Raw genomic sequence first — 18,314 nt, 5'->3', positions numbered from 1 at the left:
CCGCCGCTAACGTAGCAAGTCATAGGCTTTGCGCATCACCGTGGGCAGGTCCGAGGGGCGGAAATCATCCCGCACGACAAAGTGTCCGCGTGCTGGCGCCGTGTCATTCGGTAGGGGCGCGTGCATGACGGTCAGCATCAGGTGGAAATGCGTGAACGTGTGCCGCACCTCCCCCGCAAGGGGCTGCCAGTCGGCAGGCGCAGGCGGTGTGCCTGCGGGGCGTGGGCCGTCTGCCTCGATCCAGTCCGTGCCGGGCCAACCGAGCATACCGCCGAGCAGCCCTTTGTCGGGGCGCGTCTCAAGCAGCCAGGCGCCATCCGCGCGCTGCCCCAGATAGACCGTGCCATGCCGGATCGGCTTCGGCTTTTTCGGGGTCTTCTTGGGCAGTTCGGCCGCCGTGCCATTGCGGCGGGCAAGGCAGGGATCGCGCCACGGACAAATGCCGCAGGCGGGAGATTTGGGGGTGCAGATCGTGGCCCCCAGATCCATCACCGCTTGGGCGTAATCTCCGGGACGGGTGATTGGGGTCAGCGCCTCTGCACGTGTCATCAGCTCGGGCTTGGCAGCGGGCAGTGGGGTGTGGATGTCATACAGCCGCGCCATCACCCGTTCGACATTGCCATCCAGCACGGTGAAGGGCAGATCAAACGCGATAGAGGATACGGCCGCAGCGGTATAAGGGCCAATCCCCGGCAGCTTCAGCAAGGCCGCGTGGTCGGCGGGGAAGTGGCCGTCATGATCGGCCACCACAGCGCGGGCGCATTTCAGCAGATTGCGGGCACGGGCGTAATAGCCCAATCCGGCCCATTCTCCCATCACATCGGCATCCGCAGCAGCTGCCAGATCAGCGACCGTCGGCCAGCGCGCGGTGAACCGCTGGAAGTAGTCGCGCACGGTTGAGACGGTGGTTTGTTGCAACATCACCTCGCTCAGCCAGATGCGGTAGGGATCAGGGCGCACGCCCGCCGCCCGCGCCGCTGGCGGCACGCGCCAAGGCATCGTGCGCGCGTGGACATCGTACCATTCCAGAAGGATCAGCGGGAGGTCGCCGGAGGGGTCGGTGTCACGCAATGTTTATAACCTTTTCGGTTGGGTATGGCTGGTGATACGAGGCGGGATCGCTATGTTGTGGCTAGTCATTCGGGAAAGATAGTCATGGCGCCACGGCGTACCAGTACAAAAGGGTTCAAAAGGACGGATAGCCTGCTTTCGGCCAAGATCCGTCAGGCGAGCGAGACTCGCGGCTTTGCCCAATCCCGTCTGTTGACCCAATGGGCCGAAATCGTCGGTCAGGACGTCGCGGCCATCTCGCGCCCTGTCGAGGTCAGCTATGGCCGGGGCGGTATGGGGGCGACGCTGACCTTGCTGACGACAGGGGCAAATGCGCCGATGCTGGAGATGCAGAAGGAACAGCTGCGCGCCAAGGTGAACGCCATCTACGGGTTCAACGCGATTGCGCGGGTGCGGGTGACCCAGACGGCTGCCACCGGCTTTGCCGAAGGCCAGGTCGCTTTTGCGCCGCAACCCAAGACCCATCCCGAACCGCCGAACGACCCCGTCTTGCAACAGCGTGCTGCCGAAACCGTCAGCCCTGTCGCGAACGAGGCCCTGCGCGATGCACTTGCACGTCTGGGCGAGAACATATTGAACAAGACCAAACGCTGAAAAAGGAAATCACATGAAACCGACATTCCCCATCCTTGCGGCTGTTGCCGTAGCTGCCGCAGGTGGCTGGTACGCTTTCAGCGGTACAAATGCCGTGAACAGCACACCGATCAACCCGCTGGTCAGCGCGGCCAACGCACAGTCAGCCGACACGGCAGAGGCAGATGCACCTGCTGCAACCACCGAAATTCAGGACATGACATTGGGCAACCCCGATTCAGCGGTCCAGATCATCGAATACGCATCCTACACCTGCCCGCACTGCGCCGCCTTTGACCAAGGCCCGTTCCAGCAGCTCAAGGCGGATTACATCGACAACGACAAAATCGGCTTCACCTACCGCGAGGTCTATTTTGACCGCTACGGCCTTTGGGCGTCGATGGTGTCGCGCTGCGGTGGCGAGGACAAGTTCTTTGGCATCACCGACATGATCTATGCTGGTCAGTCGGAATGGGTCCGCGCCGGAGAGCCTGCCGCGATCGTCGAAGAGCTGCGCAAAATCGGCCGTCTGGCCGGGCTCGACAATGCTGAGCTGGACGCCTGTCTGCAAGACGGTGAAAAAGCACAGTCGCTGGTCGCATGGTGGGAAGAAAACCAGAAGGCGGATGACATCAACAGCACGCCAAGCTTCATCATCAACGGCAAGAAATACTCCAACATGCCCTATGCCGAGATGAAAGAGATCATCGACGCAGCGCTGGAAGAATAATGGCGGCCCCGCTGGCAGGGCTCAAGGTTATTGAGCTGGCACGTATTCTGGCGGGCCCTTGGGCCGGTCAGACGCTTTCGGATCTCGGCTGCGAGGTGATCAAGGTCGAAAGCCCGGCGGGTGACGACACCCGCCAGTGGGGGCCTCCGTTCATCGAGCGCGGGGAAGATAAATCCGCCTCGTATTTCCACTCGGCCAACCGGGGCAAAGCCTCGGTTGTTGTCGATCTGACCACCGATGAAGGTCAGGCCAAGATGAAAGAGCTTTTGGCCGATGCCGACATCCTGATCGAGAATTTCAAAACCGGCGGGCTTGCCAAATACGGGATGGATTACGCCAGCCTGTCCAAGCAGTTCCCCAAGCTGATCTATTGCTCGATCACCGGTTTCGGGCAAGACGGCCCCTATGCGCATCGCGCGGGCTATGATTTCATCATCCAAGGCATGTCCGGCCTGATGTCGATCACGGGTGAACCCGACCGTCAGCCGCAGAAACACGGCATGGCGATCACCGATATCTTTACCGGCGTCTATGCCACCACGGCCATTCTGGCAGCGGTACACCAGCGCAGCCAGACCGGTGTTGGCCAGCATATTGACATGGCACTGCTGGATTGCGCTGTTGCGGTGACGGGCAATCAGGCGATGAACTATCTGACCACGGGCAATGCGCCGACGCGGATGGGCAACGCACACCCGAACCTGACCCCCTACGAGGTGTTCACATCCTCTGACGGGCATCTGATCATTGCCACGGGCAATGATGGGCAGTTCCAGCGGCTGTGCCGGATGCTGGGGCTGGATGATATGGCAACCTCGGCAGACTATGCCAAGAACGCCGACCGCGTCGCCAACCGGCCCGAGATGATCCGCCGTCTGAACGGGGCTACCAGCCAACGCACCCGCGACGATCTGCTCGCCGCCTGCGAGGCAGAGGGCGTGCCAGCCGGGCCGATCAACGACATGGCCGATATGTTCGAAGACCCCCAAGTCATCGCGCGCGGCATGAAGGTCGAACTGGACGGGGTGCCGGGCATCCGGTCGCCGTTCAAATTCTCGGGCGCTGAACTGGCTTTGCATCGCGCCGCGCCAAAACTTGGGCAGGACGACTAGGTTCGCCCCGACACGCTGCCGGAGCTTCGCTGGAAGCTCTGGCGGTTACGCCGTTTTCGGCAGTCGATCCAGCGCGGCAAAAAGCGCGTTATCAGGATCGAACTTCAGACGCACCGGCAGGGTTATCACCTTCATTCTGAAAGACGCGGGCAGACGCACCGCGTCTTTTTCCGTTGTGACCAGCTGTGCGCCGCGCAGGGCGGCATCCGCCTCCAGCCGTCCCATCAGCGCAGGGTTCAGCGGCTGGTGATCCTCCAGCGCTTCGGCGTGGACAATCTCTGCCCCCAGATCGCGTAGGGTGGCAAAAAACTTCTCGGGGTGGCCGATGCCTGCGAAGGCCAGCGCGCGGGTGTCGGACCAATCCATCCCCGTTTGCAGGGGGGCGAGTTCGGCACGCACATGCGGCAGCCCGCCGGGCAGCCCGCCGGGCAGGTCGGTCGCGTCAAACTGCGCCTGATCTGCAGCGCCACCGATGGACAGCACGATATCCGCCCGCGCCAGACCCGTAGCAACGGGTTCGCGCAAGGGGCCTGCCGGCAGACACAGCCCGTTGCCGAACCCCTTGGCCGCATCCACCACCACAATCGATAGGTCCTGATGCAGCGCGGGGTTCTGGAAGCCGTCGTCCATCACAATCACCGATGCCCCCGCTTCCGCCGCGGCCTGCGCTCCCGCTGCGCGATCCTGCGCAACCCAGACATCGGCAAAGGCGGCCAGCAGCAGCGGTTCATCCCCCACCTGCGCGGCAGTGTGGCGCGACGGATCAACCTGCACCGGTCCCTTCAGCGTGCCGCCGTAACCGCGCGACACCACATGGGGCGTGTGATACCTGTCGCGCAGGTGTTCGACGACAGCCATGACCGTTGGCGTCTTTCCCGTGCCCCCGGCGTTGATGTTGCCGACGCAGACCACCGGAATATCCAGACGCAGCGGCGTGCCCGCCGCCAGCCTGCGGGCGGTGGCACGCGCATAAAGCGCGCCCAGAGGTTGCAACAGGCGCGCGCGCCAATCGGGCGTGGGACGGTGCCAAAAGGCGGGGGCGCGTTTCATGATGTGGCCTCTCGCTGGTCAAGCGTTTCTTGCACAAGGTCGATCACCTTGTCGGTGACGGCCGCACCGCGGCTGATCACATCCCACCCCGCCTGCGCCATCGTCGCTGCCTGATCTGGCGCGATCAGCCGGTTCACGGCGGTGCCAAGCGCTGTGGCATCATTCACGATCCGCGCGGCCCCTTCGGCAGCCAGCCGGGTATAAAGCGGCAGATACCGCCGGACTTTCGGCCCGTACAGCACAGCCGATCCCAGGGCCGCGGCCTCGAACGGGTCACAGCCACCGCTGCCGTTGATCAGGGAGTTGCCCAGAAAGGACACAGGGGCCAGCCGGTAGAACAAGCCGATCTCTGCCGGATCATCGGCGATCATCACCTGGGTCGAGGCGTCGGGATAGCCCGCGTCGCCCCATCGCAGCACGCGAAAGTTCTGATCCTCCATCCGCTGCGCGAAAACATCGGCCTGCTTGGGGTCGGCGGGCGCGAGGATCAGCAACAGCCGGTGTGATAGACGGAGCCCTTGGCGGTGCGCGGTAAGGACGGTGTTCAACTCACCCTCGAGCACCTGATTGGCGAACCAGATCGGGCGCCCCACAACCGCAGCCGACAGATCGGCCAGATCGGAATCCATGCACGGCAACACGCGGCCACCGGCCTGAAGGGCGGGGGTCAGCTCTATGTCCTTGCGGGCGAGCCCAAGCCGGACAAGCCGCTGCATCCCCGCCTCCGACCGCGTCATGATCGCCGAGAAATGCATCAGCAGATCGCGGGTCAGATCGCGCAGCCACCGGTCGCGCCGCCCGTCAAAGCCGTCGCTGTCGGCATCGATCAGGAACATCGGGCAGGCCTGTGTGGTCATCTCTGCAATCATATTCGGGTGCAAACGCCCCCATGCCCAGACACAGGCGTCGGGCTGCCAGTGGTCGATAAAGTTTTTGGCAAGCGTCGGGTGGTCGTCGGGCAGGGTATCGATCAGCACGTCGGCTTCGCTACACGGCGGCAGGTCGACCGGCACCAAGGGTTGGGGAACGGTGATCAGAACACTCAGCCCCGGACGGCTCCGGCACAGGCGGATGGCCAGATCCTGTATCGCGAACAAGCTGCCGGGTTCGGGGGCGTGGCACCAGACAAGTTCGCCTTCGGGGCGCTTGGCCACGGGGGTGAATGGCGGCACGCCCCCGCGACCGGTAAAGGCGCGATAGGCCGACAGCCCAAGCGACCGCGCCATAAGAGTTTACCCCAGCTCTTCGGTAGAGGAGGCCGCAGCCTCTTCGTCGCGCAGACGGTGCAGATGCGCGATGAAATACCGCATATGCGCATTATCGACCGTGCGCTGTGCCTCGTTTTTCCAGGCGTCGTAGGCGCTGGCGTAGTTCGGAAAAATCCCGACGACATGGATGTCATCGACGTTTTTGAACGCGGTACCGGTGGGCGAAATCAGTTCGCCCCCAAAGACGAGGTGCAAGCGTTGGGTCATATCGCGGTCCTTTGTTTTCAAACAGATGGCCTTGGGGGCAATCTAAGGGGTGGCTTGGGTCTGGGCAAGGCCGCTTAGCAGCGCCGCATGGACGGCATCGCCCCCCGCGACGACACCGTTCAGGCGTGGATCGGGGTTGTTGAACCGCAGGGGTTGCCCTGTGCGGTCGGTGCATTGCCCGCCTGCTTCGGTGACAATCAGCGCCCCTGCGGCGATGTCCCATTCCCAGCTTTTGCGCAATGTGACCATGCCGTCAAAACGACCCTGACCCACCAGCCCCAGCCGGTAGGCCAGCGACGGACGGTGCGCGCGTTTGAAGCCGGGGTCGCCCTTGGTCCAATGCTGCATTTCCATCACCGGTTTCGTGGCCAGCACGGTAGCCTCGGGCAATGTGGCGATGTCGGAGACAGAGATGCTTTGCCCGTTCAGGGTCGCACCGGCCCCCGCCGCCGCGGCATAGAGCCGGTCGAGCATGGGCAGGAACACCACCGCCGCCGTAATCCTCCCGTCGCGCGCAATGGCAAGGGAATGGGACCAGGTGTCGGACCCTTCGATAAAGCTGCGTGTGCCGTCAATCGGGTCGACGATGAACAGATCACGCTGCCCCAGCCGCCGTGTACCGTCGTCGCTTTCCTCGGACAGCCAGCCATAATCCGGGCGTGCCGCCGTCAGCGTCTGGTGCAGCATGGCGTTCACCGCAAGGTCAGCCTCGGTCACCGGACCGGCATCATCGGGCTTGTCCCAACGCTGCGCGGTCTTGCCGGTGAAAGAGGTCGCAATCTCGCCCGAGCGGCGTGCGGCCTCGATCAAAAGGGAGAGGTCATCAAGCGCCGGCAAGGGTCATTCCCGAGACAAGAAGCGACGGCACAACGCGGCTCAGATGCGCGCGCGCGTCATTGGCCGGTACAATCGATTGCAGCATATCACGCAGATTGCCCGCGATGGTACATTCGTTGATCGCGTGGGTGATCTCGCCGTTTTCGATCCACAGACCGGACGCCCCACGAGAGTAGTCGCCGGTATTGGGGTTGATGGTCGACCCGATCATCGACGTCACCAAAAGACCTGTGCCCATATCGCGGATCAGGTCTGCGCGGGTGGCATTGCCCTGGGACAGCGCGATATTCCATGTGGCCGGACCGGGGTTCGATCCGGTGCCGCGTGCGGCATTGCCGGTCGGGGTTAGCCCCAGCTTGCGCGCGGTTGCCAGATCAAGGGTCCACCCCTGCAACATCCCGTCATCCACGATGGTGCGGCGCGACGTGGGCAGCCCTTCCCCATCGAACGGGCGCGAACCTGCGACGCGGGGGCGAAACGGGTCTTCGATCAGGGACATGCCCTTTGGCAGCACCTGTTCGCCCATAGCGTCGCGCAGCCACGAGGCACCGCGTGCAATCGCCGTGCCACTGATCGCCGACAGAAGATGCCCGATCAACGCCGAGGAAATGCGTTCGTCAAACAATACCGGATAGGCCCCCGTGGGCGGTTTGCGTGCCCCCATGCGTTCAAGAACGCGCTCACCGGCTTTGGTGCCGATGTCTTCGGGGCTGCGCAGGTCGGCCTGGAAGATGCGGCTGTCGCCGTCATAGTCCCGCTCCATCCCTGTGCCGGTGCCGGCGATTGCAACGCAGGACAGCCCGCGGTCGGTACGGCGGTATCCGCCTTCGAAGCCGTTGCTTGCCGCCATAAATACCTGTTGCGCGCCATAGCCCGCACCCGCGGACTGCACCTGACTGACACCTTTGACGGCCAGCCCTGCGGCCTCGGCGCGGGCGGCGTCATCCTGCAGCGCTTCGGGCGAAGGCTCGGGCGCGGGGTCGTAAAGCTCAAGCGCCTCGACATCCCAATCCGTCGCCAGCTGGTCGGGATCGGCAAGGCCGATGTAGGGATCTTCGGGGGCCTCTTTCGCCATTGCCACCGCGCGGATCGCCATTTCCTCGACCGTGCGGTCCGATGTGTCGGAAGCAGAGACGTTGGCAGAGCGTTGCCCGACAAAAACCCGCAGCCCGATATCGACGCCTTCGGCGCGTTCGGCCTGTTCCAGCACCCCGCCACGCACATCGACGTTCACCGACGTCCCGCGCACGGCCATCGCATCAGCACTATCCGCACCCGCTTGACGGGCGGCATGCAGCAACGACTTGGTCAGCGCCTCAATGGATTGCGACATGGGGGGATACTCCTTGAATGGGTGAAAGACTGCTAGCGCCCCTGCCGCAGCTGTGCAAGGGACGCCAGTCGCTGGAGGGCCGTGGTCGCAAAGGGTTACTTGATCCGCTGCCCATTGGCGAGGATTTGCCCGTCGCGGGTAAATTCGAGCTTGGATTTCAGCGTATCGTCCTCACCCTCGGCCGGGACGGCGAACATGCCCATCATCATACGCGCCCCCATCGCCATCTGCGCCGGCAGCAAGCCCGAGGACACGAGCGTATCGATCAAGGTGTTCCCGCCCACCAGCTTGAGGTCAACAGCACCCGACGGCTTGAGCGCCGTGGGGGCGTTCTCGTCATGCTCGAACGTGACCGCGCCATTGCCGGTCAGCTTGGCCCCCAGTGCATCCACGATCAGCGCATTCAGGTTCACGCTATCGAGCTGTGCTGGCACCTGTCCGGTCTCGGCCATTCTGGTCGCGGCCTCGGGGTCAAAGTAATCCATCAGCAGCCGCGCCTTGCCGGACACATCCAACGACAGGTTGGCCGGATCGCGGGGCAGGGTGCCTTGCGGGTTGATCATGCCCCAGACCATATCCGACATGGTGAACCCTTCGAGGTTCAACCCAAGGGCCACGTCCTGCGCATCGTCGGTCTTGAGCACCGGCGCGCTCAGGTTGAACGCCGCATTATCGAGGCCGAAGGACAGAAGGAATGGAAACTGCTGCGGCTGCACTGACAGCGCCATGCCCTGACGCGAACCGGCATAGCTCATGCCGTCGGCGCTGGTTTCCACCGTCAAACGCCCCCCTTCAGAGGCGACAGCGGCAGACATATTACCGTTCTCGGGATCTTCGATGTCGACCGTCATGGTGCTGTTGCCGCTGGTGAACGTGCCCGCGCCGGTCATACCTGCCCGCAGCATCGCGGCCATATCACTGGCCTGCGCGATACCCAGTGGCAACCGCCCGTCGCCGTCGAACGTCATATCCGTCGAGGTGCCGTTGATCGTCGCGATGGCGGGCTCTTTGGGGTCTTTGAAGCGCATGTCAAACGTCATCGACGCAATGGACCCGTCCTGCGCATAGGCGCGCATATCGTCCAGCACCGATTTAGAGGCGTATTCGACGTTGTTCAGCACCACATTCAGCGAGGCGTTGTCGGGGCCGAAGGTCTCGTCGCCCACCGTCATCTGATCCAGCGTCAAGCCTAGAAGACCGGCAGCATAGGCGCTGCTCAGGTCGGTCGGCGTCCCGCTCACGCGCATGTCCTGGCCGGTCTGGTTCACGGTCAGCGCTGCGCGCACGCGGTCTTCATCCGGGTCGGTCGGGGTGATTTCGAACACCAAGGGCATTGCGTCGGGCATGACCACCGACACGGTGCCATCGTCGTTTTGCACAAGGCTCAATTGTTCAAGCGACATCGAGATCTGGCCCAGATCAGGCTCGCTCGTCAGATCAAAGCGGACATTGCTCACCGCGAGCGTATCCCCGGATACCTTTTCGGTGGCCGTCAGCGCATAGCCCATGCTTTGCATATGGTCCTGCCAGTCACGCCACACATCCTGCGGTGTCACATCCGCCAAAGCGCTGGACGAGGTGAAAAGAACTGAAAGGGCGGCACTGCCGAAGAGAGGGCGGATCATGAAAAATTCCTTTGTCGCAAATCGCGGGCGGCTATCCGGTGACAGCGCGGTTGCGCTAAAGGTAAGCGCCCGACGCCACCTTACAAGGCAAAGCGACCCGCGCCAATCTGCGATGTTCCGCCCGCGGGGGCGCTTTTGATTGGCGCTGGCGGATGTTGTTGCTAACGATGTCACCAAACGCCGTGCACGGCAGGCCCCGTGCGGGGCTTATTGATGACGAAGGGAATTATACGATGGATATGACAGGTAAAACCGTGATGATCACCGGTGCCAGCCGCGGGATCGGGGCCGAAGCGGCACGGGTTTTTGCAGACGCAGGTGCGAATGTCGTGCTGATGGCGCGGTCTCAGGACGCGATTGCCGATCTGGCGGGCGAAATTGGCAAGCAAGCCATCGCGATCCCCTGCAACGTGGCCCGTTTCGGTGAGATGTCCTCGGCGGTGGAAACGGTGCTGGGGGCCTTTGGCGGCGTCGATGTGTTGATCAACAACGCCGGTGTGATCGAACCGATCTCGCATCTTTCCGCGTCGGACCCTGACGAATGGTCGCAGGTCATCGATATCAACCTCAAGGGCGTCTACAACGGCATGCGCGCTGTCTTGCCCGTGATGAAAGACGCAGGCGGCGGGTCGATCCTGACCATCAGCTCGGGTGCCGCGCATCACGCCATTGAAGCCTGGAGCCACTATTGCGCGTCCAAAGCGGCGGTGAACATGATGGGCCGATCGATCCACCTGGAGGAAGCCGCGAACGGGATCCGCGCCATCGGCCTGTCGCCGGGCACGGTCGCAACCCAGATGCAGCGCGAGATCAAGGCAAGCGGCATCAACCCCGTCAGCGAACTGGCATGGGAAGATCACATTCCCGCCGATTGGCCCGCGCGGGCCCTGTTGTGGATGTGCAGCGCCGAGGCCGACACATACTGTGGCGAGGAAATCTCGCTGCGCGACGAGGGCATCCGCAAAGCGATTGGTCTGGTATGATCGATTTCGACCGCGAAGGCACTGTATGGGTCGCGACGATCAACCGGGCGGACAAGGCGAATTCTCTCACCCACGAGATGCTGGTCGCCCTGGCCGAGTTCATGGAAGACGCCCAAGCCGCCCGCGCGGTGATCCTGACGGGTACTGGCAAAGTGTTCAGCGCCGGTGCCGATCTGGACGAGGCGCGCGCGGGGCTCGCTGTCTCTGACATATGGGAGAGGCTGTCGGGCGCGATTGCCGCGCTCCCGGGGCTGAGCATCTGCGCGCTGAACGGGACGCTGGCGGGGGGCGCTATGGGGATGGCCTTGGCCTGCGATCTGCGGATCTGCGTGCCCGGGGCCAAATTTTTCTATCCGGTGATGAAGCTGGGGTTCTTGCCGCAACCCAGCGACCCCGCACGTATGGCAGCCTTGATCGGCCCTGCGCGCAGCAAGCTTATTCTGATGGGCGGGCAGAAGATCACCGCCGAAGAGGCACTAACGTTCGGCTTGGTCGATCGTATTGTGCCAGCCGACGAGCTTATGCAAAGCGCACGCGATATCGTCGCCGATACCGTTGCCGCCACGCCCGAAATTGCCACTGGGATCAAAGCGATGTGCGCCCCGCCCGAAACCCCTGCCGAGATGCCCTAGGTCAGGCGGTTAGATGAACGGGACAAAGGGCACGCCACAGCTTGCCAGCAGTGTAAGGCCCGAGATGATTAAAATGATGCGCATATTCTGCCCTTTTATTGGAATAAGCACGATCGTCGTGCATTTGGTTTAAGGTCAAGTTAATGGTGCCGCTGTAACTCACAGCTATATCCTTAACCCGAATGGAAGAGCACGTCATGACATCAGAAAATTTGCCCGCCCGCCGCGGGGTTGTCATCGGCGCGGGGCCTGCAGGGCTGATGGCGGCCGAAATGATGGCCGCGGCAGGCTTGGCTGTGACGGTCTGCGATCATAAGCCATCCGTCGGGCGCAAGCTGTTGATGGCGGGTAAATCGGGGCTGAATATCACCAAGGCCGAAGAACACGCCAAATTCCTGAACGCTTTTTCGACGGCGAAAGAACCGCTTGAACCCATTCTTAACAGTTTCGATTCTACGGCGGTGCAGGAATGGGCCAAGGGATTGGGGCAAACCCTGTTTACCGGCTCTACCGGGCGGGTTTTCCCGACCGTGATGAAGGCGTCGCCGCTGCTGCGTGCGTGGCTGGCGCGGCTGGCCGATGCAGGTGTTGCGGTGAACACCCGCTGGCGTTGGACCGGATGGGAAGACGGCGCGCCGGTGTTCGATACGCCAGACGGCATGAAAGGCTTGCCGGCCGATGTCACTGTGCTGGCCATGGGCGGGGCAAGCTGGTCACGCTTGGGCTCCACCGGTGCCTGGGCTTTGCCGCTGCGCGACGCGGGCGTCGATATCGCGCCTTTTGCGCCTGCCAATGCAGGAATCGCGATGAACTGGTCGCCCCATATGGAAGCGCATTTCGGCGCGGCGCTGAAAGGGATCGGCTTGAAATCAGGCACCTACCGATCGCGGGGGGAGGCGGTGATTTCCGCCCGCGGATTGGAAGGCGGCGGGATCTACACCGTGTCGCGCGGGCTGCGTGAAGGGCATCCGCTGATGCTGGACCTGCTGCCGGATCAATCCCGCGAGGCGTTGGTCGAAAAGCTGGCTAAGCCACGTGGCAAGATGAGCGTGGCAAACTATCTGCGCAAAACACTCAAACTGGATGTGGCCAAGATCGCGCTACTACAGGAAATGGCGCGCCCCTTGCCGGCGAACGCGACTGACTTGGCGAGGTTGCTGAAAGCGCTGCCGGTGAAACACGCAGGCCTGCGCCCGCTGGACGAGGCGATTTCAACCGCAGGCGGGGTAAAGCTTGATGCGCTGGATGACGGGTTGATGCTACACGCCCGCCCCGGCGTTTTCGTTGCAGGAGAAATGCTGGATTGGGAGGCCCCGACGGGCGGGTATCTGATCTCGGCCTGCCTTGCGACAGGCCGATGGGCCGGACAACACGCTGCCGCTTGGGCGCAGCGGGATTAACCTTCGCGGGTGGCGGCGGCCTTGAACGCGGGGCGGTCACGCATGGACTTGGCCCAATTTCCCAGCTTGTCATCCACGCGCGCAAACCCCGCGCCGATGGACCAGTTGATGCAATGGGTCGCCAGCAAATCCGGTATGGTGACTTCCTCCCCCATCAGGAACGGCCCGTCCAACCTGTCTGACAGGATCGCAGCAGAGCGGGCGAATTCGGCTTTCAGGCTATCCTTGATCTCGGGGACGCGCTGTTCCTGCGGGAAGACAAAGCTGTGTTTCGCCGCAGCCCAAAGGATCGCGTCCATTTCGTCGATCAGCCAGAAGGTCAACGCATCCTGATGCGCTCGGGCCGCGGTGCCAGGGGGGGCGGTCAGCGCGCCGTGCTTGTCCGCCAGATACTGCATGATCGCGACAGAATCGGTCAGCACGTCGTCACCGTCCACAAGTGCGGGAATTTTGCCGGACGGGTTGTATTGCTTGGCCTCGTTCGAACGTGGCGCACAGGGCAGGTGATCGTAGGGCTGGCCCAACTCTTCGAGCATCCACATCACCCGCATCGCCCGCGTTTTGGTTGCCCCGATAACCTTATACATCGATATTCCCTCCCAAGAATTAACCTGAATTTAGCGTTGTGCCCCCAGCATGGCGAGGCGGATAAAGGCGCGTTCGACCAGCGCCATCGTCGGCGCGTGTTGGCCTGCTGACCGAAGCGTCAGGTCGGTGTCTGTCAGCACGGTCAATGCGGTTTCCAGTTTGGCCGCACCCCAGTTTTTGGCCTGACGCATGGCGCGATCGCGGTCGCGGACGCCCCAGATCTGGCCGCCCGGATTGCTCGCGATGCGGTAAAGCGTGCGAAAATGACGTGTCGCCATGATGATCAGCGTCACGGCGTTCACCCCTTGGGCCTGCAGCTTGGCCATCACCGGGCCGATGTCGCCCGCGCGCGCCTCTGCCACGACGTGGAGAATGTCGTCGACCTCTGCCTCTGTCGAGGTGGGGGCGCAGTTGGCCACATCCTCTGCCGTGAGCGGGCCTGCGTCGCCGATCTTATAAAGCGTGATTTTATCGACCATTTGACGAAAATCGCCCGGATCAAGCACCCGCGCCAGTTCACTAAGCGCCCCCATCGCATCCGCCTCGGGGCTGAGCTTTGCTTCGGCAAGCACGCGTTCAATCTCTGCCCGGTCGGGTGGATTGTCGTAGATCGGGGTGGCGAAAGCGTTCTTATGCGCCTCGAACGCCTTGAGCACCTTGGAGGTTTTTTTCAGATCCCCCGCCGACACGACGATCTGCGCGTCCCCCGGCTGCCAGTCGGCCAGTGCATCGGTCAGGATTTTGGCGATATTGTCGTTGGCGTCTTCCACAAAAGCCGCGCGCGGCCCCGGGAAGAAACCTACCGCCTTGATTGCGTCCAGCAACATGGGCGCATCCCGCCGCAGGTCAGCGGCCTGAATACGGGTCAGGCGCATTTCCTCTTCGGCATTGGGGCCCAGCAGGTTTTTCAGGAACCTCTGCCGTTTCAACGCGACACGCATCGCATCCCCGCCATAGATCAGCAGCCCGGTCTTCGTCGGATCGGGCTTGGCGAAATAGGCATTCGCGTCGCGCGGGGGCAGCTTCATGGGGTCAGATCGGCCGCGTATAGGCGGGTGACCAGCTGGTCGGCCAACATGACCATCAAGCGTTTTTGGGCATCACGTTCTGCCGCGAGCGTTGCAACAGTCGAACCGGTCGCGGAATAGCCGGTAAAGTTTTCGACATTTCCTGACACCTCGATCTGACCACTGCTGAGGTTGCGCAGGGCGAATTCGACCTTGCCGACTAGGTTATACCGTGTGGTGTTGTCTTCGCTGTCGATCGCCAACCCCTCTTCCGAGGTGTCGACGGTCAGGGCCAAAGCATAACGCGGACTTGCGGCGCGGCCCAATCGCGTCTCGATCTCGCGAACGAGCGTGTAAGAATAGGCATCATTCGGCGCGTCGACCTGCACCGCGTTTTGCAGCGCCGTGCCAGTGCCGCCGGGGCCGTAAACGGGTTGAAACCCGCAGGCCGCCAGGACCAGCAGTGGCAATGCGATAAGAAAACGGCGGTTAAGCAACGACATTGACGATCCGTCCGGGCACAACGATGACCTTTTTAGGCGTGGCCCCATCAAGGGTACGAATGACAGCTTCGTGGCTCAGCGCGATCTTTTCAACCTCTTCCTTCGGCATATCGGCAGGTACCTGAATTTCCGCGCGGCGTTTCCCGTTGATCTGGATTGGCAGGGTCACCGTATCGTCGACCAGCATCGCCTCGTCTGCTTGCGGCCAGGTCGAGGTGGTGATCAGACCGTCGCCGCCTTGCGCGGTCCAGATTTCCTCTGCCAGGTGGGGCGTCATCGGGGCCATCAACTGGGCCAGCGTCATGATCGCTTCGCGCTGTGCGGCTTTGCCCGCCTTGGATTTCTGCAACGTCGCGGTAAAAGCATAAAGCTTGGCAATCGCGGCATTGAAGCCAAAGGATTCCACACCCATCGTGACATCGTGGATGGTCTTGTGCATCGCGCGCAGCAGATCGTCGTCGCCAGTGCCTGCGGCGCTGTCGTCCATCTCGGTGATGCGGCTGCTGATGTTCCACACGCGGTTTAGGTGCTTATACGCCGCCTCTGCCCCGGATGCGGTCCATTCGACATCGCGTTCGGGGGGCGAATCGGACAGGACGAACCAGCGGGCGGTATCCGCCCCGTAGTTCGCGATGATCCCCAGCGGGTCGACCACGTTTTTCTTCGACTTCGACATCTTGGCCGAGGGGATGATTTCAACCTCTGTCCCATCGGCGAGTTTGCCGTCGGTCACATCTTCGGGCAGGTGATAGACGGGGCGGTCATTTGCGTCGCGGGTCTGGTAAATCTCATGTGTTACCATGCCTTGCGTGAACAGCGCGTTAAACGGCTCAATCGCTTTTTCAGGCAGGTGGCCGGTGATCTGCATCGCGCGGGCGAAGAAGCGCGAATACAGCAGGTGCAGGATCGCGTGTTCGATGCCACCGATATATTGGTCCACATTCATCCAGTATTCCGCGTCCGCCATATTGGTCGGCGTGTCAGCGCGTGGCGCGGTGAAGCGGGCGAAATACCAAGAGGAATCGACGAATGTGTCCATCGTATCGGTTTCGCGTTTCGCGGGCGCACCGCAAGACGGGCAGGCGCAGTCGCGCCATGTGGGGTGTCGGTCCAACGGGTTGCCGGGCGTGTCAAAGCTGACGTCATAGGGCAGCTCGATCGGCAGGTTCTCTTTCTTTTCGGGCACCACGCCGCAGGTGTCGCAATGCACGACCGGGATCGGGCAGCCCCAGTAGCGTTGCCGGGACAGGCCCCAATCGCGCAGGCGGTATTTGGTCACGCCTTGGCCCACGCCCTGCGCTTCGCAGGCGTCGATGGCCGCAATGATCGCCTCTTCGCCGGTTTGCCATTTCTCGCCGGCAAAGCCGCCATTGTAGTACACTTTTTCGGATTTCGCCGGCACGAAGGGCGCGGCGAGCTTTGGGTCCGCGTCGTCGGACGGCAAGAAGGTCGACGTGATCGGCAGCCCGTATTTGGTGGCGAATTCAAAGTCCCGTGCGTCATGGGCGGGGCAGCCAAAGATCGCCCCCGTGCCGTAGTCCATCAGGATGAAGTTCGCGATATAGATGGGCAGTTCCCACGCGGTATCGAAGGGGTGGCGCACACGCAGGCCGGTATCCATCCCCAGCTTTTCGGCAGTCTCGATCGCTTCTTCGGTTGTGCCGCCCTTGCGACATTCGGCACAGAAGGCCGCGATTTCGGGGCTGTCTTTCTCGAGCAGTTTGGCCAGCGGGTGATCGGGTGAAATGCCGACAAAGCTTGCGCCAAGCAGGGTGTCGGGGCGCGTGGTGTAGACTTCGATCCGGTCGAAACCTTCCGGCGCGTCGATGGTCGAGAACGCGAATTGCAGCCCGCGCGATTTGCCGATCCAGTTCGCCTGCATCAGCTTGACCTTCGCGGGCCAGTTATCAAGCGTGTCCAACGCATCAAGCAGCTCTTCCGAGTGGTCGGAGATTTTGAAGAACCATTGCGTCAGCTCGCGCCGTTCCACCAGCGCGCCAGAGCGCCAGCCGCGCCCTGCCTCGACCTGTTCGTTGGCCAGAACGGTCATATCGACCGGATCCCAGTTCACGATGGCGTTCTTGCGATAGACCAGCCCTTCCGACAGGAAATCGAGGAACAGCGCCTGCTGCTGGCCGTAATATTCAGGGTCGCAGGTGGCAAATTCGCGGGACCAGTCGATCGACAACCCCAGCGGTTTCATCTGGTCGCGCATGTCGGCGATGTTGCCATAGGTCCAGTCTTTGGGGTGACCGCCAATGGCCATCGCGGCATTTTCAGCGGGCATCCCGAAGGCATCCCAGCCCATCGGGTGCAGCACGTTATGCCCCGTCGCGATCTTGTAGCGCGCGATCACGTCGCCCATCGTATAGTTCCGCACGTGCCCCATGTGGATGCGCCCCGATGGATAGGGAAACATTTCAAGCACGTAATACTTTGGCTTGTCGGCGTTGCGTACCGCTTGGAACACATCGTTCTTTTCCCAGGCGGCTTGCCAGCGGGCTTCGATTTCGGCGGGGGAGTAGGAGGGCATCTTGGCGGACCTTATCAACGAGAAACGCCGGGCGAGCGACTAGCGCGTGGCCCGGCGTGATAATGGGGAATAGACGGGTGCGGGCTTAGAATTTGGCGTCGGCAATGCGCATTTCACGCGCACGGCTCAGGATCGCGTCTTCGACCGCGCGAGAGGTTGCTTTGCTGACCGTGCGGCCACCACGGGTTTGCAGCGCGATGTTCAGCGACCGTGCATCAAGCGCGGGATCATCAATCAGGACCGTCGCGCGGTAGGATTGGCTGCCCCCCGGGGGGGTGCCATAGCCGGTCACGATCACGCCGGTATAGGGGTCGATGGATTGCACAGGCAGGAAGTTGAGAACTTCGAGCGACGCAGACCACAGGTATTTGTTGACCGACACGCTGGTGTCATTGTCTTTGCGGTTGAAGATTGCCCAAATGGTGTTGTCTGGGTTTGTCTCGACATAGTTGGGGTTCGTCGGAGACAGCCCGAGGTTAGGGTCGTTGTCGTTGGGCGGGCCGAAGTTCAGGCCACCGCATGCGCCAAGCGCTGAGACCACCACGAGGGCTAGTGTAGATTTGAATACCGAACTGCGCACCATCTCGACCGTCCTTTGCCTGTTTGGGCACAGGTCTATCCAAGCGGGGTTCTGTGGGCAAGCGCAATGTCAGTATATACTAGAGTACAGGGCACCTGTGCATCTGCGTTCTTGGCCCGTCCGTGCTTTCTGCGGGGTTGCGCAACTGTGACATAGCTGCATCACAGTTTTTTCCAATGATGCCAAGGCTTCCGCGATCCTTGCCAAAACTAGGGCAAACGCTGAAAACACGTCTCATACCTTTACCGGATTCCCCGGTATGGGCATATGAATTCAAACCGA

The 18,314-nt window shown here is 62.2% G+C and carries 18 protein-coding genes; 6 read left to right on the top strand and 12 right to left on the bottom strand.

The window, feature by feature from the left end:
- Positions 1-6: 6 nt before the first annotated feature.
- Complete coding sequence (locus tag ABM428_RS00800) at positions 7-1,071, bottom strand: A/G-specific adenine glycosylase (protein ID WP_353628062.1); 1,065 nt, start codon at positions 1,069-1,071, stop codon at positions 7-9.
- An 84-nt stretch (positions 1,072-1,155) separates the two neighbouring features.
- Between ABM428_RS00800 and ABM428_RS00795 the strand changes: the two genes are divergently transcribed.
- The 3 genes from ABM428_RS00795 to ABM428_RS00785 are packed head-to-tail and all read left to right on the top strand — an operon-like array spanning position 1,156 to position 3,486.
- Complete coding sequence (locus ABM428_RS00795; RefSeq protein ID WP_005850403.1) at positions 1,156-1,665, top strand: DUF721 domain-containing protein; 510 nt, start codon at positions 1,156-1,158, stop codon at positions 1,663-1,665.
- A gap of 13 nt (positions 1,666-1,678) precedes the next feature.
- Entirely contained in the window at positions 1,679-2,374 is a 696-nt protein-coding gene (locus ABM428_RS00790; protein ID WP_009825529.1) for a DsbA family protein, read from the top strand.
- On the top strand, positions 2,374-3,486 hold the full coding sequence (locus tag ABM428_RS00785) for a CaiB/BaiF CoA-transferase family protein (RefSeq protein ID WP_005850400.1): 1,113 nt from the start codon (positions 2,374-2,376) through the stop codon (positions 3,484-3,486). Before ABM428_RS00790 ends, ABM428_RS00785 begins: the two co-directional genes overlap by 1 nt.
- 45 nt (positions 3,487-3,531) lie before the next feature.
- Here ABM428_RS00785 and lpxK read toward each other — a convergent pair whose 3' ends face one another.
- The 6 genes from lpxK to ABM428_RS00755 all read right to left on the bottom strand — a co-directional run bounded on the left by lpxK (position 3,532) and on the right by ABM428_RS00755 (position 9,806).
- Positions 3,532-4,536, bottom strand: a complete 1,005-nt coding sequence (gene lpxK / locus ABM428_RS00780; RefSeq protein ID WP_132997843.1) for a tetraacyldisaccharide 4'-kinase — start codon at positions 4,534-4,536, stop codon at positions 3,532-3,534.
- Positions 4,533-5,762: a 3-deoxy-D-manno-octulosonic acid transferase gene (locus ABM428_RS00775; protein WP_132997844.1), complete on the bottom strand. Its 1,230-nt coding sequence runs from the start codon at positions 5,760-5,762 to the stop codon at positions 4,533-4,535. Before ABM428_RS00775 ends, lpxK begins: the two co-directional genes overlap by 4 nt.
- Positions 5,763-5,768: 6 nt before the next feature.
- Positions 5,769-6,011 (bottom strand): DUF4170 domain-containing protein, encoded by a 243-nt coding sequence (locus ABM428_RS00770; protein ID WP_005850395.1) that lies wholly within the window; start codon positions 6,009-6,011, stop codon positions 5,769-5,771.
- A gap of 42 nt (positions 6,012-6,053) precedes the next feature.
- Complete coding sequence (locus ABM428_RS00765; protein ID WP_037942685.1) at positions 6,054-6,848, bottom strand: 3'(2'),5'-bisphosphate nucleotidase CysQ; 795 nt, start codon at positions 6,846-6,848, stop codon at positions 6,054-6,056.
- Positions 6,835-8,181, bottom strand: coding sequence for a TldD/PmbA family protein (locus ABM428_RS00760; RefSeq protein ID WP_132997845.1), 1,347 nt, complete (start codon positions 8,179-8,181; stop codon positions 6,835-6,837). Before ABM428_RS00760 ends, ABM428_RS00765 begins: the two co-directional genes overlap by 14 nt.
- A 95-nt stretch (positions 8,182-8,276) precedes the next feature.
- Positions 8,277-9,806, bottom strand: coding sequence for a DUF2125 domain-containing protein (locus ABM428_RS00755; RefSeq protein WP_353628061.1), 1,530 nt, complete (start codon positions 9,804-9,806; stop codon positions 8,277-8,279).
- A gap of 233 nt (positions 9,807-10,039) precedes the next feature.
- Between ABM428_RS00755 and ABM428_RS00750 the strand changes: the two genes are divergently transcribed.
- The 3 genes from ABM428_RS00750 (at position 10,040) to ABM428_RS00740 (ending at position 12,821) form a co-directional block, all read left to right on the top strand.
- Positions 10,040-10,789: an SDR family oxidoreductase gene (locus tag ABM428_RS00750; RefSeq protein ID WP_005850387.1), complete on the top strand. Its 750-nt coding sequence runs from the start codon at positions 10,040-10,042 to the stop codon at positions 10,787-10,789.
- Positions 10,786-11,421: an enoyl-CoA hydratase/isomerase family protein gene (locus tag ABM428_RS00745; RefSeq protein WP_180828395.1), complete on the top strand. Its 636-nt coding sequence runs from the start codon at positions 10,786-10,788 to the stop codon at positions 11,419-11,421. The genes ABM428_RS00750 and ABM428_RS00745 overlap by 4 nt, the downstream gene beginning before the upstream one ends.
- A 197-nt stretch (positions 11,422-11,618) precedes the next feature.
- Entirely contained in the window at positions 11,619-12,821 is a 1,203-nt protein-coding gene (locus tag ABM428_RS00740) for a TIGR03862 family flavoprotein (RefSeq protein WP_342579946.1), read from the top strand.
- Here the strand turns inward: ABM428_RS00740 and ABM428_RS00735 are convergent.
- From ABM428_RS00735 to ABM428_RS00715, 5 genes are all read right to left on the bottom strand, one after another.
- Entirely contained in the window at positions 12,818-13,408 is a 591-nt protein-coding gene (locus ABM428_RS00735) for a glutathione S-transferase family protein (protein ID WP_289081320.1), read from the bottom strand. The genes ABM428_RS00740 and ABM428_RS00735 overlap by 4 nt on opposite strands.
- A gap of 30 nt (positions 13,409-13,438) precedes the next feature.
- Complete coding sequence (gene holA, locus ABM428_RS00730; protein ID WP_353628060.1) at positions 13,439-14,437, bottom strand: DNA polymerase III subunit delta; 999 nt, start codon at positions 14,435-14,437, stop codon at positions 13,439-13,441.
- On the bottom strand, positions 14,434-14,919 hold the full coding sequence (lptE, locus tag ABM428_RS00725) for an LPS assembly lipoprotein LptE (RefSeq protein WP_184583533.1): 486 nt from the start codon (positions 14,917-14,919) through the stop codon (positions 14,434-14,436). The genes holA and lptE overlap by 4 nt, the downstream gene beginning before the upstream one ends.
- Positions 14,906-17,452 carry a leucine--tRNA ligase gene (leuS, locus tag ABM428_RS00720; RefSeq protein ID WP_353628059.1) on the bottom strand — a complete coding sequence of 849 codons (2,547 nt, stop codon included), beginning with the start codon at positions 17,450-17,452 and terminating at the stop codon, positions 14,906-14,908. Before leuS ends, lptE begins: the two co-directional genes overlap by 14 nt.
- A gap of 85 nt (positions 17,453-17,537) precedes the next feature.
- Positions 17,538-18,035, bottom strand: coding sequence for a DUF3576 domain-containing protein (locus tag ABM428_RS00715; protein WP_005850370.1), 498 nt, complete (start codon positions 18,033-18,035; stop codon positions 17,538-17,540).
- Positions 18,036-18,314 lie beyond the last annotated feature (279 nt).

The organism is Sulfitobacter sp. TCYB15 (genome assembly GCF_040435955.1).
Taxonomy (GTDB): Bacteria; Pseudomonadota; Alphaproteobacteria; order Rhodobacterales; family Rhodobacteraceae; genus Sulfitobacter; species Sulfitobacter pontiacus.
Note: the sequence above shows the minus strand (reverse complement) of the source record. Positions and strands in the feature narration are given on the sequence as shown.

Excerpts from the sequence above, each read along its gene's own strand:
- ABM428_RS00795 (WP_005850403.1), top strand. The coding sequence starts at position 1,156 with ATGGCGCCACGGCGTACCAGTACAAAAGGGTTCAAAAGGACGGATAGC.
- ABM428_RS00790 (WP_009825529.1), top strand. The coding sequence starts at position 1,679 with ATGAAACCGACATTCCCCATCCTTGCGGCTGTTGCCGTAGCTGCCGCA.
- ABM428_RS00785 (WP_005850400.1), top strand. The coding sequence starts at position 2,374 with ATGGCGGCCCCGCTGGCAGGGCTCAAGGTTATTGAGCTGGCACGTATT.
- lpxK (WP_132997843.1), bottom strand. The coding sequence starts at position 4,536 with ATGAAACGCGCCCCCGCCTTTTGGCACCGTCCCACGCCCGATTGGCGC.
- ABM428_RS00775 (WP_132997844.1), bottom strand. The coding sequence starts at position 5,762 with ATGGCGCGGTCGCTTGGGCTGTCGGCCTATCGCGCCTTTACCGGTCGC.
- ABM428_RS00770 (WP_005850395.1), bottom strand. The coding sequence starts at position 6,011 with ATGACCCAACGCTTGCACCTCGTCTTTGGGGGCGAACTGATTTCGCCC.
- ABM428_RS00760 (WP_132997845.1), bottom strand. The coding sequence starts at position 8,181 with ATGTCGCAATCCATTGAGGCGCTGACCAAGTCGTTGCTGCATGCCGCC.
- ABM428_RS00755 (WP_353628061.1), bottom strand. The coding sequence starts at position 9,806 with ATGATCCGCCCTCTCTTCGGCAGTGCCGCCCTTTCAGTTCTTTTCACC.
- ABM428_RS00750 (WP_005850387.1), top strand. The coding sequence starts at position 10,040 with ATGGATATGACAGGTAAAACCGTGATGATCACCGGTGCCAGCCGCGGG.
- ABM428_RS00745 (WP_180828395.1), top strand. The coding sequence starts at position 10,786 with ATGATCGATTTCGACCGCGAAGGCACTGTATGGGTCGCGACGATCAAC.
- ABM428_RS00740 (WP_342579946.1), top strand. The coding sequence starts at position 11,619 with ATGACATCAGAAAATTTGCCCGCCCGCCGCGGGGTTGTCATCGGCGCG.
- ABM428_RS00735 (WP_289081320.1), bottom strand. The coding sequence starts at position 13,408 with ATGTATAAGGTTATCGGGGCAACCAAAACGCGGGCGATGCGGGTGATG.
- holA (WP_353628060.1), bottom strand. The coding sequence starts at position 14,437 with ATGAAGCTGCCCCCGCGCGACGCGAATGCCTATTTCGCCAAGCCCGAT.
- lptE (WP_184583533.1), bottom strand. The coding sequence starts at position 14,919 with ATGTCGTTGCTTAACCGCCGTTTTCTTATCGCATTGCCACTGCTGGTC.
- leuS (WP_353628059.1), bottom strand. The coding sequence starts at position 17,452 with ATGCCCTCCTACTCCCCCGCCGAAATCGAAGCCCGCTGGCAAGCCGCC.
- ABM428_RS00715 (WP_005850370.1), bottom strand. The coding sequence starts at position 18,035 with ATGGTGCGCAGTTCGGTATTCAAATCTACACTAGCCCTCGTGGTGGTC.